The organism is Pantoea sp. S61 (assembly GCF_016625145.1).
Classification (GTDB): Bacteria; Pseudomonadota; Gammaproteobacteria; order Enterobacterales; family Enterobacteriaceae; genus Pantoea; species Pantoea rwandensis_B.
The window spans coordinates 136,258-150,311 of the sequence record NZ_JACVUO010000014.1 but is presented as its reverse complement, the minus strand read 5'-3'; the positions used below and the strand labels follow the sequence as shown (position 1 = coordinate 150,311).

General features: G+C 55.3%; 15 protein-coding genes. 4 read left to right on the top strand and 11 right to left on the bottom strand.

The genetic code is table 11. From position 1 onward, the window contains the following. Positions 1-42: 42 nt before the first annotated feature. From IAE30_RS22290 to IAE30_RS22250, 9 genes are all read right to left on the bottom strand, one after another. Positions 43-381: a prepilin-type N-terminal cleavage/methylation domain-containing protein gene (locus IAE30_RS22290; protein WP_346421441.1), complete on the bottom strand. Its 339-nt coding sequence runs from the start codon at positions 379-381 to the stop codon at positions 43-45. Next, entirely contained in the window at positions 317-745 is a 429-nt protein-coding gene (locus IAE30_RS22285; RefSeq protein WP_038645093.1) for a DUF2509 family protein, read from the bottom strand. The genes IAE30_RS22290 and IAE30_RS22285 overlap by 65 nt, the downstream gene beginning before the upstream one ends. Next, positions 742-1,281, bottom strand: a complete 540-nt coding sequence (locus IAE30_RS22280; protein ID WP_038645092.1) for a prepilin peptidase-dependent protein — start codon at positions 1,279-1,281, stop codon at positions 742-744. Before IAE30_RS22280 ends, IAE30_RS22285 begins: the two co-directional genes overlap by 4 nt. Next, positions 1,272-1,805 carry a prepilin-type N-terminal cleavage/methylation domain-containing protein gene (locus IAE30_RS22275; RefSeq protein ID WP_370585631.1) on the bottom strand — a complete coding sequence of 178 codons (534 nt, stop codon included), beginning with the start codon at positions 1,803-1,805 and terminating at the stop codon, positions 1,272-1,274. Before IAE30_RS22275 ends, IAE30_RS22280 begins: the two co-directional genes overlap by 10 nt. A gap of 117 nt (positions 1,806-1,922) precedes the next feature. Continuing rightward, entirely contained in the window at positions 1,923-2,717 is a 795-nt protein-coding gene (thyA, locus tag IAE30_RS22270; protein ID WP_038645091.1) for a thymidylate synthase, read from the bottom strand. Further along, positions 2,714-3,595, bottom strand: a complete 882-nt coding sequence (gene lgt / locus IAE30_RS22265; protein ID WP_034823111.1) for a prolipoprotein diacylglyceryl transferase — start codon at positions 3,593-3,595, stop codon at positions 2,714-2,716. Before lgt ends, thyA begins: the two co-directional genes overlap by 4 nt. A 115-nt stretch (positions 3,596-3,710) precedes the next feature. Then, positions 3,711-5,957 carry a phosphoenolpyruvate--protein phosphotransferase gene (gene ptsP, locus IAE30_RS22260; RefSeq protein ID WP_038645088.1) on the bottom strand — a complete coding sequence of 749 codons (2,247 nt, stop codon included), beginning with the start codon at positions 5,955-5,957 and terminating at the stop codon, positions 3,711-3,713. Positions 5,958-5,969: 12 nt separating this feature from the next. Then, a complete protein-coding gene (gene rppH, locus IAE30_RS22255) occupies positions 5,970-6,500 on the bottom strand; it encodes an RNA pyrophosphohydrolase (protein WP_034823115.1) in 531 nt (176 codons plus the stop codon). Between the two features lie 512 nt (positions 6,501-7,012). Then, positions 7,013-7,186, bottom strand: coding sequence for a hypothetical protein (locus IAE30_RS22250; protein WP_156102778.1), 174 nt, complete (start codon positions 7,184-7,186; stop codon positions 7,013-7,015). Here IAE30_RS22250 and mutH point away from each other — a divergent pair. The 4 genes from mutH (at position 7,185) to IAE30_RS22230 (ending at position 10,161) form a co-directional block, all read left to right on the top strand. Then, positions 7,185-7,871, top strand: coding sequence for a DNA mismatch repair endonuclease MutH (gene mutH, locus IAE30_RS22245; protein WP_038645086.1), 687 nt, complete (start codon positions 7,185-7,187; stop codon positions 7,869-7,871). The genes IAE30_RS22250 and mutH overlap by 2 nt on opposite strands. A gap of 59 nt (positions 7,872-7,930) precedes the next feature. Beyond that, positions 7,931-8,641, top strand: a complete 711-nt coding sequence (locus IAE30_RS22240) for a TerC family protein (RefSeq protein WP_034823125.1) — start codon at positions 7,931-7,933, stop codon at positions 8,639-8,641. 117 nt (positions 8,642-8,758) lie between these two features. Then, the gene (locus IAE30_RS22235) at positions 8,759-8,977 is read left to right on the top strand and encodes a YgdI/YgdR family lipoprotein (protein ID WP_034823127.1); all 219 of its coding nucleotides are present in this window, start codon (positions 8,759-8,761) and stop codon (positions 8,975-8,977) included. 143 nt (positions 8,978-9,120) lie between these two features. Then, positions 9,121-10,161 carry an NADP(H)-dependent aldo-keto reductase gene (locus tag IAE30_RS22230; protein ID WP_045816396.1) on the top strand — a complete coding sequence of 347 codons (1,041 nt, stop codon included), beginning with the start codon at positions 9,121-9,123 and terminating at the stop codon, positions 10,159-10,161. A 201-nt stretch (positions 10,162-10,362) separates the two neighbouring features. Here the strand turns inward: IAE30_RS22230 and lplT are convergent, their stop codons facing one another. Continuing rightward, a complete protein-coding gene (lplT, locus tag IAE30_RS22225) occupies positions 10,363-11,553 on the bottom strand; it encodes a lysophospholipid transporter LplT (RefSeq protein ID WP_038645081.1) in 1,191 nt (396 codons plus the stop codon). Beyond that, complete coding sequence (gene aas / locus IAE30_RS22220) at positions 11,550-13,700, bottom strand: bifunctional acyl-ACP--phospholipid O-acyltransferase/long-chain-fatty-acid--ACP ligase (RefSeq protein WP_200536774.1); 2,151 nt, start codon at positions 13,698-13,700, stop codon at positions 11,550-11,552. Before aas ends, lplT begins: the two co-directional genes overlap by 4 nt. Positions 13,701-14,054: the final 354 nt, after the last annotated feature.

Below are 14,054 nucleotides of genomic sequence, written 5' to 3'. Positions count from 1 at the left end.
CTCTACCCTGTATCGCTAACGATGCCTATCGCCGAGGTCACCTTAGTGACAATTGAGCTGAGCCAGGCTGGCGCTGCGCTGTTGCGAGCCCGTCACCGTGATGCGCTCCAGCACGCATCCTATGCCCACACTCTGCTGCTGACGCTCGATGTGCCAGCCCGCCACCTCACGCCCCAGCAAGGCTTGCCCGGCAACCTGCCACGCCTGGCGCTGCTGCCACTGTTGACTAAACCCTAAGGCCAGCGCTTGATGGTATTGCAACAGCGTGCTGATGGTCATCGCCAGCAGCAGCATCGCCACCAACGTTTCAGCCAGGCTAAAGCCCTGCTGATCCTTCCTGCGGCTGGCAGTGCTCCGGTTTAGACAATGGACAGTAGTCAATCCAGCCGTGCGCCTGGGGATGCAGCCGATGGCTGCGTGGCGAGACCCATTGCCAGAGGCGGAGTTCACTCTTTTCATCCTGACCCGATAACAGCGCATTACCCTCCTCCGTATATAATAAGCAGCTTAACCACTGGTGTAGGGACTGTTGCTGACATTGCCAACCGGACGCTGCAGGCCAACTCTGCATCAGCCCCCATTGCAGCGCAGCCTGTGCTTGCGCAAAATCTTGATGATACTGCTGTGTATCGGCCACCAGCACCATGCCCTGTGACAACTGCGTGCGCGTGGCATGAAGCGTCAGGCTGCCGAGCAGTAACAGCATCAACACCATGCCCAACGTACTGTTGCCGTACTGACTCATAAATTTCGTCCTTCAACCCAGTGCTCAACCTGCAGGCTTTGCGCACCCGCTCGACCCGTCAGATGGAGAACTAACCGGGTTCCCTGCCGCACCACGTTGAAATGCTCAATCGTGAGAAAAGCGGGATCGGTCAGGCGCTCCCAACCGTTGCCGTTGCAGCTATCCACCGCGCGCTGCATTTCCAGTTGCCCACTGCGCAATCGATAGCCGTAAAAGTCACTGTCACTGCTGCCCACATCTTCCCAGCGTCCATTGCTGTTTTCATCCCAGCGCAGCAGGACACAGCTGCCACCAGCAGCGAGCGTGAGCGCCGGTCCACTGCATTGCCCGCGACAATATCCCGCGCGCTGTAACGCCTTTTGCAGCGTATGGGAAAGCTGCTGTAGCTCCTGTTGCAACTGCACACGCTGCTGCAGGCGCAGATTTTGTTCCAGCAGCAGCGGCAAGAACCGGCCCACGCTGACCATTAATATTGCCCCTACCGCCAGCGCAATCAGCATCTCCAGCAGGCTGAAGCCGGCCTCCGCTATTCGCACCCTTTTTCTCCCGCCTGACAGGCGCGAAGGCGTGCTCGTGAAGAGATAATCACCCGCCAGCGACCGACCGCGCTTTCAACCTCAATGCTGCCAGGCCGCGCCACGTCACGCCGCCCAAAGAAACCCGGCTCACCGATGATCGCGCTGAAGCGCACCCCGGTGTGCGGCGGCGCTAACCTCCAGCGTGAAGGCAGCTCACAGCCCTCCGGCGGTTTTACCCCCACGCCGAGGCAGCCGCGTTCGCCGGGAATCAACCACAAATTGAGATCGCTATTATGCCAGTTCGCATGGGCGCGCAGCCGTAACAGAAAACCCTGTAATTGCTGCACGCTATCGCGCAGCTGCTGATGCTGCTGCCAGCGCTGCCAACTGTGCAGGGCGCCGAGGCTGAGTATGCCAGCGATCACCATCACCAATAGCAGTTCCGGCAAGGTGAAACCGAGGTTTGCGTGTTTGTTCATGGCGATAAAGATGCGCATCTTCACGGCGGGTAACAAGGCAACATCAAGCAGGATGGAAAGCATTGCGCAGGCTATTTTCGCGCGGTACATGAAGAGACAAATTTTTGTGAGGCGGAGGCAGATAACAGAGATAAAAAAGCCCCGCACAGTGGCAGGGCTTCAGGGTTGATGCGAGTCAGTTTACACCGCGACTGGCGCTTTAATGGCCGGATACGGGTCGTAACCTTCGATCTCAAAATCTTCGAAGTTGTAGTCGAAGATAGAAGCAGGCTTACGCTTGATCACCAGCTTCGGCAGCGGGCGCGGCTCGCGCGTTAGCTGTAACTGCGCCTGCTCCAGGTGGTTGCTGTACAGATGAGTATCGCCACCGGTCCAGACAAAATCACCCACTTCCAGATCGCATTGCTGCGCCACCATATGCACCAGCAGCGCATAGCTAGCGATATTAAACGGCAGGCCGAGAAAGATATCGCAGGAGCGCTGATAGAGCTGGCAAGAGAGCTTGCCGTTCGCCACGTAGAACTGGAAGAACGCATGGCACGGTGCCAGCGCCATCTGGTCCAGCTCGCCCACGTTCCATGCCGATACAATGATGCGGCGTGAATCGGGATCGCGCTTCAGCTGCTCAATCACTTTGCTAATCTGGTCGATCTCTTCACCTGACGCACTGCCCCAGCTGCGCCACTGCTTGCCGTAAACCGGACCTAAATCGCCATTCTCATCAGCCCACTCGTCCCAAATCGTCACCTTGTTATCTTTCAGGTAGCTGATGTTGGTTTCGCCTTTCAGGAACCACAGCAGCTCATGAATGATGGAACGCAGGTGCACTTTCTTGGTGGTGACCAGGGGAAAACCGTCCTGCAAATTGAAACGCATCTGGTGGCCGAAAATCGACAGGGTGCCCGTACCGGTTCGGTCGGCTTTCTCTGCGCCTTCATTCAGCACATGTTGCATTAAATCCAGATACTGTTTCATTTTACCTCACGAGTTTGTTGCTGCGGACGACGACGGAACGCCCAGATCATCATAATCACACCGGCCAGAATCATCGGGATGGAGAGAATCTGCCCCATGCTGATGCCACCTTCAAACAGGCCCAGTTGGGCATCCGGCTGGCGGAAGAACTCAACGATGATGCGGAAAGCGCCATAGCCAATCAGGAACAGGCCAGAGACGCTGCCCATCGGGCGCGGCTTGCGAATAAACAGGTTGAGAATGATGAACAGCACGATGCCTTCGAGGAACAGCTCATACAGCTGCGAAGGATGACGCGGCAACACACCGTAAGTGCTCAGCAGCTGCTGATATTGCGGATTGTTCGCCGCCAGCGCGATATCTTCACTGCGCGACCCCGGGAACAGCATGGCGAATTTGAAGTTGGGATCGACACGGCCCCACAGCTCGCCGTTGATGAAGTTGCCGAGACGACCGGCACCCAAACCAAACGGAATCAGCGGAGCAATGAAATCGGACACCTGGAAGAACGTGCGTTTGGTACGGCGCGCAAACACCAGCATCACCACGATCACCCCGATCAAGCCACCGTGGAACGACATACCGCCATCCCAGACTTTGAACAGATAGAGTGGATTATCGAGGAACAGCGGCAAGTTATAGAACAGCACGTAACCAATACGGCCACCAAGGAACACGCCAAGGAAGCCCGCATACAGCAGGTTTTCCACTTCTTCTTTTTTCCAGCCGCTGCCGGGTTTGTTGGCACGGCGCACCGCCAGCCACATAGCAAATACAAAGCCCACCAGATACATCAAACCGTACCAGTGAAGCGAAATCGGTCCGATGGAGAAAATTACCGGATCGAATTGGGGAAACGAAATGTAGCCGTTAGTCATCTTTCACCATCGTTTTTTCTGCCCTGAAACGGGTCTGGCTAAGGGGTCATACCATAAAAGGCTGCGCATGATAGCACAGCCGCATTTCACAATTGCCGCGGAAATGTAAACGCTGTTAACGACCGCCGCGAATCAAACCGCCCAGTCCACGTCGCTCCATGAACGCGGATACCAGATGGCGCACTTCAGAAGCGGTATGCGCCGCCACGCCATTTTCACTGAGCTTTTGCGTTTCCTCGTGATCGAGGTGACGCAACAGATACTTCACGCGCGGAATGTTTTTGCCGTTCATGCTGAGATGGTGATAACCCATGCCCACCAGCAGCGCCACGCACATTGGATCACCCGCCATTTCACCACACAGGCAGAGTTCCAGTTTGGCCTGGCGGGCTTCATGGGCAATGCTTTGCAGCGCGCGCAGCATCGCCGGATGCAGAGGATCGTAGAGATTCGCCACCCGGGTATTGTTGCGATCCACCGCCAGCAAATACTGCGTCAGATCGTTGGTGCCAACGGAGATAAAGTCCACACGATCCGCCAGATGCGGGATCATAAATAGCATGGAAGGCACTTCGATCATCACGCCAATACGCGGCTTCGGGATCACATAACCCAGCATCTCTTCCACTTCACGACCGGCACGATCGATCAGACGACGCGCATCGTCGATCTCATCGATATGGCTGATCATCGGCAGCAGAATGCTGAGATTGCCTGATGCCACGTTCGCACGCAGCATGGCGCGCACCTGCACCAGGAAGATTTCTGGCTGGTCGAGCGTCAAACGAATGCCACGCCAGCCGAGGCAAGGATTCTCTTCACTGATCGGCATGTAAGGCAGCTGTTTATCCGCGCCGACATCCAGCGTACGCAGCGTCACCGGCTTATCGTAGAACAGTTGCAGCATGCCTTGATATTGCGCGACCTGCTCCTCTTCCGACGGGAAGCCGTTGTGCAGCATAAACGGAATCTCTGTGCGGTACAGGCCGATGCCATCCACCCAGTTATCCAGCTTCTGTTCATGCTCAGGGCTCAGGCCCGCGTTCAGCATCACCTGCACCCGTTCGCCGCTTTTCAGCTCGCCGGGTTGCTCCACCACACCTTCAGCCATTTTGCTCAGCGCGTTTTCTTCGCTGATCAAACGCTGATACTCCTGCACCAACACAGGTTCAGGATCGATTAACAGCTCGCCGCGGTAGCCATCGACAATCAGCAGGCGTTTGTTGAGCTGTGCAGGGATGATATCCGCACCCATGACGGTGGGAATGCCCATCGCGCGCGTCAGAATGGCCGCATGGGAATTGGCCGCACCGTCGCGTACCACCACACCGGCTAAACGCTCTGGTGGCAGCTCTGCCAGCGTGGTCGCGGTGAGTTCATCCGCCACCAGCACGAAGCGTTCAGGCCAGGCATTCGTCCCCACCAGCGTATCGTCGAGGTGAAACAGCAGACGTTGCCCGAGCACGCGCAAATCACCCGCGCGCTCACGTAAATATTGATCCTGCAGGCTGGCAAACTGTTCAGCGAACTTCTCGATCACCGTTTTGACCGCCCACTCGGCAACCGATCCGCGATCGATCTCGGCAAACAGATCTTTTTTCAAACGGGCATCGGTTAACAGGTGTGAGTAGAGATCGAAGATCGCCGCACTCTCTTTTTGCACACTGGCAGTAAAGCGTTTGCTGAAGCGGCGAAATTCATTGCCGGCCTCGCCCATCGCCAGCACCAGACGCTCGCGTTCACGCTGCACATCCAGCGTCGAGGCCGCAGAGACCTGATCCAGCAACGGCTGAGTTTCATCAACCCAACCGGGGGCGACCGCCACGCCAGGCGCCGCTGCGATGGCTTTGACCCGAGTCTGACGGAACTGACCAAACAGTTGGCCAAGTTGCGATTGCGATAACAAGCCCGCCATTTGCGTGGCCAGCGTCACCAGGAATGATTCTTCACTCTCGTCGAACTGACGATGTTCGCGCTGTTGTACCACCAGCACGCCAAGCAGTTGGCGGCGGCTGATGATCGGCACGCCGAGGAAGGAGCGATAGCGCTCTTCTTTGACCGAGGGAATGTATTTAAAGCTGGGATGGCTTTGCGCGTCGGCAAGGTTGATCGGCTCGGCTAAACGTCCGACGAGCCCGACAATCCCTTCATCAAACGCCAGCGTGACAGTGCGACCGCGCGGCTTTTTCAGCCCGCGCGTCGCCATCAGGTAGTAGCAACGACGATCGTGATCTGCGAGATAAACCGAGCAGACCTCGGTTTCCATCGCAAGGCAAATTTCGTTTACCAGAATGTCGAGTGCTTCATTCAGACGCGGAGCACTCGCCACTTTCTCTACTATTTCGCGCAACTGAGTGAGCATAAAGGGCGTGGCCTATCCTCTTTTACGTCGATGAGCGGCATTGTTGTTACGCTGCCCCGCACTCTCCTGCATAGACATCACCACGCCAGCGAATTCTTTCATCACGCGGCGATAGACATCGCGCTTGAAAGAGACGACCTGACGCACCGGATACCAAAAGCTGACCCAGCGCCAACCATCAAACTCAGGTGTGCTGCTGTGTTGCACATTGATTTCCGCGTCACTACACATCAACTGCAGAAGAAACCACTTTTGTTTCTGGCCGATACACACCGGCTTTGTGTCCCAACGCACCAAACGTTTTGGCAACTTGTAACGTAACCAGTTACGGGTTGAAGCAAGTATTCGAACATCTTTGCGGTGTAAACCCACCTCTTCGAACAGTTCGCGATACATCGCCTGTTCAGCGGTTTCACCCGGATTGATGCCTCCCTGAGGAAATTGCCAGGAGTGCTGTCCAAAGCGCCTGGCCCATAACACTTGTCCTTGCCTGTTACAGATTACGATACCAACATTCGGGCGGTAGCCATCATCATCGATCACTGGACTACCTCAAAGCTAAATTTGAATAGCCTGATTGTTTCACACTCCTTACAGGCGGTAAACCACTGGATATCCGGGGTGATAGCAGTATAAAAACAGGATAACTCACAGAGTTTAGCCAAGTTATAAACAGCAGAGTGGTTTTCAGGGCGATCTTATTCACCTTTTCTGTGGATAGCTTTGTGCAGAACACGGGAATGAGTTGAATAACCACTTCAGAAAATTCTCATAAGGCAGACAAAGGATAGCACTAAAAACACCATTAATCATAGTGATAGGAAAAAATGACAGTGCTGTTTCAACGCGGATCACTTTCTAATTAACCTCAGGTTCCATTCGCTGCTCAAAGATCCACCAGCGTCGCTTTTATCCACAGAGAATGCCCTAAACCTGGTCAAAGAAAGGAAAAAAAGCGTTCAAATCGTTAAAGTCAAGGCTGTAAATGGAAACAGGGGTGCTCAGCAAGGGGGGTTATCCCACCTTTCTGTGGATAAGTAGGCTGGAGATCCTGTTCATTGTCGATAACAAACTGGGATAACCTTGCCATAGCATTCACTGTCGTCCGGCAATGCAAATAAAAAAGCACGCTTAATCATGCTATTATCACGGTTATTCACGCTGCGCACATGTGGAAAACTCACACCCGCCAGCGCTGTACATCCTTTAACCAATATGAGTTTTGCCATGAATTCCCCCGTTTTATTGCCGACGCCACCACAAGATGAAGCTGAATTACTGCAGCGCGCACAACAACTGGCAGGCCAGACGTTTGCAGCACTGGCAGCACAGCTGAGTTTACCGGTGCCGGCTGATTTGCGGCGGGATAAAGGCTGGGTTGGCATGCTGATTGAGCAGCACCTGGGTGCCAGCGCGGGTAGCAAAGCGGAGCAGGATTTCGCCCATCTCGGTATAGAACTCAAGACCATCCCCGTGGATGCGCTGGGCAAACCGCTGGAAACCACCTTTGTCTGCGTTGCGCCCCTGACTGGCAACAGCGGCGTAACCTGGGAGACCAGCCATGTGCGCCACAAGCTGGCGCGGGTGTTATGGATCCCGATTGAGGGCGACCGTGCTTTGCCCCTCGCGGATCGTCGTGTGGGATCGCCGCTGTTATGGCAACCGAGCGAGGAAGAAGATCAGCAGTTGCGTGAAGACTGGGAAGAGTTGATGGATATGATCGTGCTGGGCCAGGTGGAACGCATTACCGCCCGTCACGGCGCCTGGCTGCAGATCCGCCCGAAAGCGGCCAACAGCAAAGCGCTGACGGAAGCCATCGGTGAGCGTGGAGAACCTATAATGACGCTACCGCGCGGTTTTTATCTCAAGAAAAGCTTCACCGGACCGCTGCTGGCACGCCATTTTCTACTGTAAGTCAGGCGTATCGGGTGCGTATAATCGCCGTTTAATTTTCGTTTAGGATTGAATGATTCATGTTTGACTGGATTGCTGATCCCAATGCCTGGCTGGCACTGGGAACATTGACCATTCTGGAAGTGGTTTTGGGTATCGACAACATTATCTTCCTGTCGCTGGTTGTCGCTAAGTTGCCGAAACACCAACAAAACAAAGCTCGCCGCCTCGGTTTAATGGGCGCCATGCTGATGCGACTGGGCTTGCTGGCGTCCATCGCCTGGGTAGTCCGCCTCACCAATCCGCTGTTTACCCTGATGGATCACAGCTTCTCGGCGCGCGACCTGATACTGCTGTTTGGTGGTCTGTTCCTGCTGTGGAAATCCAGTATGGAGATTCATGAAACCATTGAAGGCGCCGAAGGTGAACACAAAACCAACGTCCACTCCTTCTTCGGCGCAATCGTACAGATCATGTTGCTGGACATTATTTTCAGCCTCGATTCGGTGATCACCGCTGTCGGCTTGTCCGATCATCTGTTCATCATGATGGCTGCCGTGGTCATTGCCGTGTTGATGATGATGTTTGCCGCACGCGCCATTGGTGAATTTGTTGAGCGTCATCCATCGGTGAAAATGCTGGCGCTGGCATTCCTGATTCTGGTCGGCTTTACCCTGATTCTGGAGAGTTTCGGCATCCATGTACCAAAAGGTTACATTTATTTTGCCATGTTCTTCTCCATGGCCGTGGAGTGCCTGAACCTGATGCGCAGCAAGAAAAGCGCGGCTTAACGATGTCAAGGGCGAGCGCATCTCGCCCTTTAATTTTAGGAATGATGCGATTACGTCAGCCAGCGAAAGCATTTATTACTACACTTTTGCAGTTGAAGTAGGTTGAGGGAGATAAGAATGAAAGGGTTGGTGAGTGTCGTGGGTATTATGCTGGTCGCGCTGACGTTGAGTGGTTGCAGCAGTGATTACGTGATGGCGACCAAAGATGGCCGTATGATTAAGACTGATGGCAAACCGTCCATCGATAAAGAGACAGGTTTGGTGCAGTACACTGACGATCAAGGTCATGTGATGCAGATCAATGGTGACGAGGTCTCCACCATCATTGAGCGTTAAGTGCCAAATTCGATTGCCTGCACGATTTTTTCCCCAGTGCAGGCGATTTCCCGAACTTTCCCCCCTTCCTTCCGCGCCGCTTCACAGGATATAGTCCCAGAGGACACAACATTCCCTTTCATAATGAAAAAAGGAAGCCGGCAATGCATTATCACCGCATCCCCCACAGTACGCTGGAAGTCAGCCAACTGGGGTTAGGAACCATGACGTTTGGTGAGCAAAACAGCGAAGCCGACGCCCACGCGCAACTCGATTACGCGATTAGCAGTGGCATCAACCTGATTGATACCGCTGAAATGTATCCGGTGCCGCCACGCCCGGAAACCCAGGGATTAACCGAACAGTACATTGGCAGCTGGCTGAAGAAGCGCGGCAGCCGTGACAAGATCATTCTGGCCAGCAAAATTGCCGGTCCGGTGCGCGGCGCAGATGCGTCGATTCGCCCTAATCAGGCGCTGGATCGCAAAAACATTCGCGAAGCGCTGGATGCCAGCCTGAAGCGTCTGAACACCGACTATCTCGATCTCTACCAGCTGCACTGGCCGCAGCGTCAAACCAACTATTTCGGCAAACTGGGCTACCAGTACAGCGAAACCACCGCCAACGTGACGCTGCTGGAAACGCTGGAAGCCCTGAATGAGCAGGTGCGCGCAGGTAAGATTCGCTACATCGGCGTGTCTAACGAAACTGCATGGGGCGTGATGCGCTATCTGCAACTGGCTGAGAAGCACGAGTTGCCGCGTATTGTGACCATTCAGAACCCTTACAGCCTACTGAACCGCAGCTTTGAAGTCGGTCTGGCGGAAATCAGCCAGCATGAAGGGGTTGAACTACTGGCCTACTCAAGCCTGGCGTTTGGGACTCTGAGCGGCAAATATCTGAATGGTGCTAAACCTGCCGGTGCGCGTAACACCCTGTTTAGCCGCTTCACCCGCTACAGTGGTGAACAGTCGAATCAGGCGATTGCCGCTTATGTTGGTCTGGCGAAGAAGCACAATCTGGATCCATCACAGATGGCGCTGGCTTACGTGCGTCAACAGCCGTTTGTGGCGAGTACACTGCTGGGCGCCACCACACTGGAACAGCTGAAGATTAACGTGGAGAGTTTCAACCTGACGCTGAATGCCGATGTGTTAGAGGAACTGGAAGCGATTCATCGTCAGTATACTTACCCGGCACCTTAACGGGATGTCATCGTTGCGGCGCAACGGTTTGCGTTGCAACGACCTGCAGCATGGATGGCCTGGTGGTTAAGACTTTGGCCCGATGAGCCTGGATGCGCACTCTATTGGCGTATGACGCGGTTTTTGCCTGAGTACCGTGAAGGCGCACATTTCGGATCTCTGGTCGCCATGACTGGCGACCTGGTTTTTCTACACACCGCCTTAACGGCGCGATTTCCACCACAGCACCGCAATCGCCACAGCAAAAATCCCACCGAACCCAATACCGGTTGCCACCGCAGGTGCACCCAACTTCACCGCGATGGTGTACAGCGCCAGCATCACCAACATCGCGATGTTTTCACCGAAGTTTTGCACCGCAATCGCGTTACCTGCGCCCACCGACTCTTTGCCGCGTTCCTGCAGCAGCGCATTGAGTGGCACCACAAAGAAGCCTCCCAGCGCACCAATCACCATCAGCACCAGATAGGCATTCAGCAAGCTGGTTTGCAGTGAGAACACCACCACCATTACGCCAATCAATATCCCGGCGGGCATGCAACGGCGCACGGTTTGTAGCGTCACCAGTTTCGCCGCTGCGGCGGCGCCAATCACAATCCCGATCGCCACCATGGCATTTAACGTGGTCGGCGTTTTATTGTCGGTGATACCCAGCGCGACGGGCACCCACAGCACCAGCAGGAAACGCAGCGTTACCCCCGCGCCCCAAAACATGCTGGTGCCGAGCAGGGAAAAACGCGTCTCGCCGTTACGCCACAGCAGCAGCGCAGAGTCCCTGAAACTGCGGAACATGGCACCAAACTGCCAACTCTGGCCCGGGCGTGCCGCCATAAGTTTAGGGATAAAGATATTCGCCACCACCGCCAGCGCGTAAGTGAGTGCACACACAACCAGCGCGGCCAGCAGATTCCAGTCAGCCAGAATACCGCCCGCCACCGAACCCAGCAGAATGGCAGCAATCGTCGATGACTCCATCAAGCCGTTGGCTTTGACCAGCCTTTCACCGCGTGTAATCTCCGTCAGGATGCCGTATTTCGCCGGCGAGTAGGATGCCGCACCAATGCCCACCAGCGTATAGCCAAGGAATGGATTGAAGCCGAAGCAGATAATCAGCGCGCCCAGCAGCTTGAGGCTGTTGGCGAACATCATCACCCGGCCTTTGGCAAAACTGTCAGCCATCTGCCCGACAAACGGTGCCAGAAGAATGTAAGTGGCCACAAACATCATCTGCAGAATCGGCTGGCTCCAGTCAGGATAGAGCTGACTTTTCAGCACCGCCAGCGTGGCAAACAGGAGCGCGTTGTCGCCAAACGCGGAAAAAAACTGCGCCACGATCACCGCCATCATATTGCGTGACAGTAACGGTGAATCGGGATTAACCGCCTGACTCATGCCTGCTCCTCTTCGGCCAGCTGTTTCAGGCTGACGTAATCTGGTTTACCGCTACCCAGCTGCGGCAGCTGTTTCATAAAGCGAATGTCGCGCGGCACCGCCAGCTCTGGCGCGCCGATGTCACGCGCGGCTTTAAGCAGTTGCTCGCGGTTCAGTGCGCTGTCTGTAGTAAACAGCACTAAGGCTTCACCGCGATGACCATCAGGACGCAGAGAGGCGGCATGTTGCTTCTCACCCGAGGCTTTCAGCGCGATCTGCTCGACGCTTTCCAGTGACACCATCTCACCGGCGATTTTGGCGAAGCGTTTGGCACGGCCCTGAATCTGGCAGAAGCCACCTTCATCGAAGCTAACAATGTCGCCGGTATCATACCAACCGGCTTCCATCTCACCTTCGCCGTTGTCCGCCACGGGCTTCTCTAAAACACCCGGATTTTCCACGCGCAGGTAACCGTTCATCACATTCGGACCACGCAGTTGCAGACGACCGCCCTGCTCGATACCTGGCACGGAGATCAAACGTGAATCCATGCCGGGCAGAATACGACCCACGGTGTGAGGTTTCGCCGCCATCGGCACATTGATGGCCACCACTGGCGCACACTCGGTGACGCCATAGCCTTCGAGAATGCGGATGCCGTATTTCTCGGCGTAGATTTGACGCGTGCCTTCCTGCAACTTCTCTGCACCCGCCACCACATAGCGCAGGCGTGCAAAATCATACGGATTGGCAAAGCGCGCGTAGTTACCGAGGAAGGTTGAGGTGCCAAACAGCACGGTGCAGTTACGGTCATACACCAGTTCCGGCACGATGCGGTAATGCAGCGGACTCGGATAAAGGAACACCTGCGCGCCGGTGAGCAGCGGCGTAAACAAGCCCACCGTGAGGCCGAAAGCATGGAACAGCGGCAGCGCCGACATAAAGCGATCGCGCGGGGTGAAATCCGCCACAGTACGAATTTGCTCGACGTTAGCCAACAGGCTTTTATGTGAGTGCACCACGCCTTTGGGGTTGCCTTCGGAACCCGAGGTGAACAGCACCATGGCCGCCTCTTCCGGCTGCTGCGGAACCTGGGCACGGCGCGGCATCAGCAGGTGAGTCAGAATCCACAACTTGTCTTTCAGGGTAACGGTGTCTTTGAGGTCTTCGAGGTAGATCCACTGGACTTCGGTTAAGCCCTGCGGCAGATGCCCCAGATTGCCCTTCTCCAGGAACTGGCGCGAAGTGAAGACGGTTTTGACCTGCGAAGCAGTGAGCGCCGCGCGCATGCCGTTGACGCCCGCGGTGTAATTGAGCATCGCCGGGATACGCCCGCGCAGTGATGCCCCGAGGATCGCCGCCGCCGTGACAGTGGCATTCGGCAGCAGCAGGCCAACGTATTCACCCTGCTGGCTGTAGCGCTCAAGAATACGCCCCACGCCCAGCGATTTTTTCAGCAGCCCGGTGTAGCTGTCCGGTTTGAAGTTGATATCTTCAATACAGGGTTTAGTCAGGCCATAACGCTGGCGCGCATTGAGAAAGGCTTCGAACAAGGTTTCGCGCGGACGTACCGCCATACGTGCTTCCATCATCACATGATGTAAGTGCTCACCCGCCAGTATGCGACGATCACGCGCACGTTTCGCTTCCGGCATCGGGATGACGGTAGCAGGCAATACGCTCAGGGTAATACGCGGGAACAGGCGGCGCTTAAATACCCCTGCCAAACGCCCAAACGGCGTGTACTCCGCACCTTCAATACGCATGGGGACTACGGTCGCACCCGATTTCGCCGCGACAAAGCCCGCTCCGCTGTAGATTTTCATCAGCGATCCCGTCACCGTGATGCGCCCTTCAGGGAAGATCACCACCGGACGACCTTCATTGATCATGCGCACCAGATGTTTGATCGACATCGGTTTCGTGGGATCGAGCGGCACGAAGTCGATAATCGGCTTGAGGAGCCGCATAAACCATTGATCGCTGATCGAGGAATAGACGGCGAACACCGGTTTAATCGGCAAAAACAGCGCCACCAAAATGCCATCAAGGAAAGACATATGGTTAGGGGTGATCAGCACTTTTTCTTTGTGCAGTGCGGTGAGATCGCCACGCAGTTCCACCCGCCATAACAGGCGAAACAGGAAACGCAGAACAGTGAAAAGCATGCCAGCTCCTTAGCAGCGTTTAAATATGGCGCTTACCTTGCAGGATCTGGCGATTTTCGACAAGTGGCGCGGTGATTTATGGTGAGGAATTGAGGTGGCTGTGGTGTGCAACATGAAAGAATGTACCGTTGGGGTGCTGATAATTGTGAAATGCTGCTCAGTGCTAATGCCGTCATGGCTGCACTGGCTTAAAGGTGAGAGCGCAATCTGGGGTGGTAAACAGGTGCTGACGCAGACTGGGGGCGCTTCGCCAAAGAGAACAGGCTGCACATTGGCTTATGTGAGTTTAGGTAGAAGGGAACCTGATCGTGCATATGCTCGGTGTTTGGTTCAAAAAGGGCACGATGCTTGAGG

Bases quoted from the DNA above. Each gene is read 5' to 3' on its own strand.
- IAE30_RS22240 (WP_034823125.1), top strand. From the start codon at position 7,931: ATGTTTGACTGGATTGCTGATCCCAATGCCTGGCTGGCACTGGGAACA.
- lgt (WP_034823111.1), bottom strand. From the start codon at position 3,595: ATGACTAACGGCTACATTTCGTTTCCCCAATTCGATCCGGTAATTTTC.
- IAE30_RS22235 (WP_034823127.1), top strand. From the start codon at position 8,759: ATGAAAGGGTTGGTGAGTGTCGTGGGTATTATGCTGGTCGCGCTGACG.
- mutH (WP_038645086.1), top strand. From the start codon at position 7,185: ATGAATTCCCCCGTTTTATTGCCGACGCCACCACAAGATGAAGCTGAA.
- ptsP (WP_038645088.1), bottom strand. From the start codon at position 5,957: ATGCTCACTCAGTTGCGCGAAATAGTAGAGAAAGTGGCGAGTGCTCCG.
- lplT (WP_038645081.1), bottom strand. From the start codon at position 11,553: ATGAGTCAGGCGGTTAATCCCGATTCACCGTTACTGTCACGCAATATG.
- IAE30_RS22250 (WP_156102778.1), bottom strand. From the start codon at position 7,186: ATGGCAAAACTCATATTGGTTAAAGGATGTACAGCGCTGGCGGGTGTG.
- IAE30_RS22275 (WP_370585631.1), bottom strand. From the start codon at position 1,805: ATGCTTTCCATCCTGCTTGATGTTGCCTTGTTACCCGCCGTGAAGATG.
- IAE30_RS22230 (WP_045816396.1), top strand. From the start codon at position 9,121: ATGCATTATCACCGCATCCCCCACAGTACGCTGGAAGTCAGCCAACTG.
- thyA (WP_038645091.1), bottom strand. From the start codon at position 2,717: ATGAAACAGTATCTGGATTTAATGCAACATGTGCTGAATGAAGGCGCA.
- aas (WP_200536774.1), bottom strand. From the start codon at position 13,700: ATGCTTTTCACTGTTCTGCGTTTCCTGTTTCGCCTGTTATGGCGGGTG.
- IAE30_RS22285 (WP_038645093.1), bottom strand. From the start codon at position 745: ATGAGTCAGTACGGCAACAGTACGTTGGGCATGGTGTTGATGCTGTTA.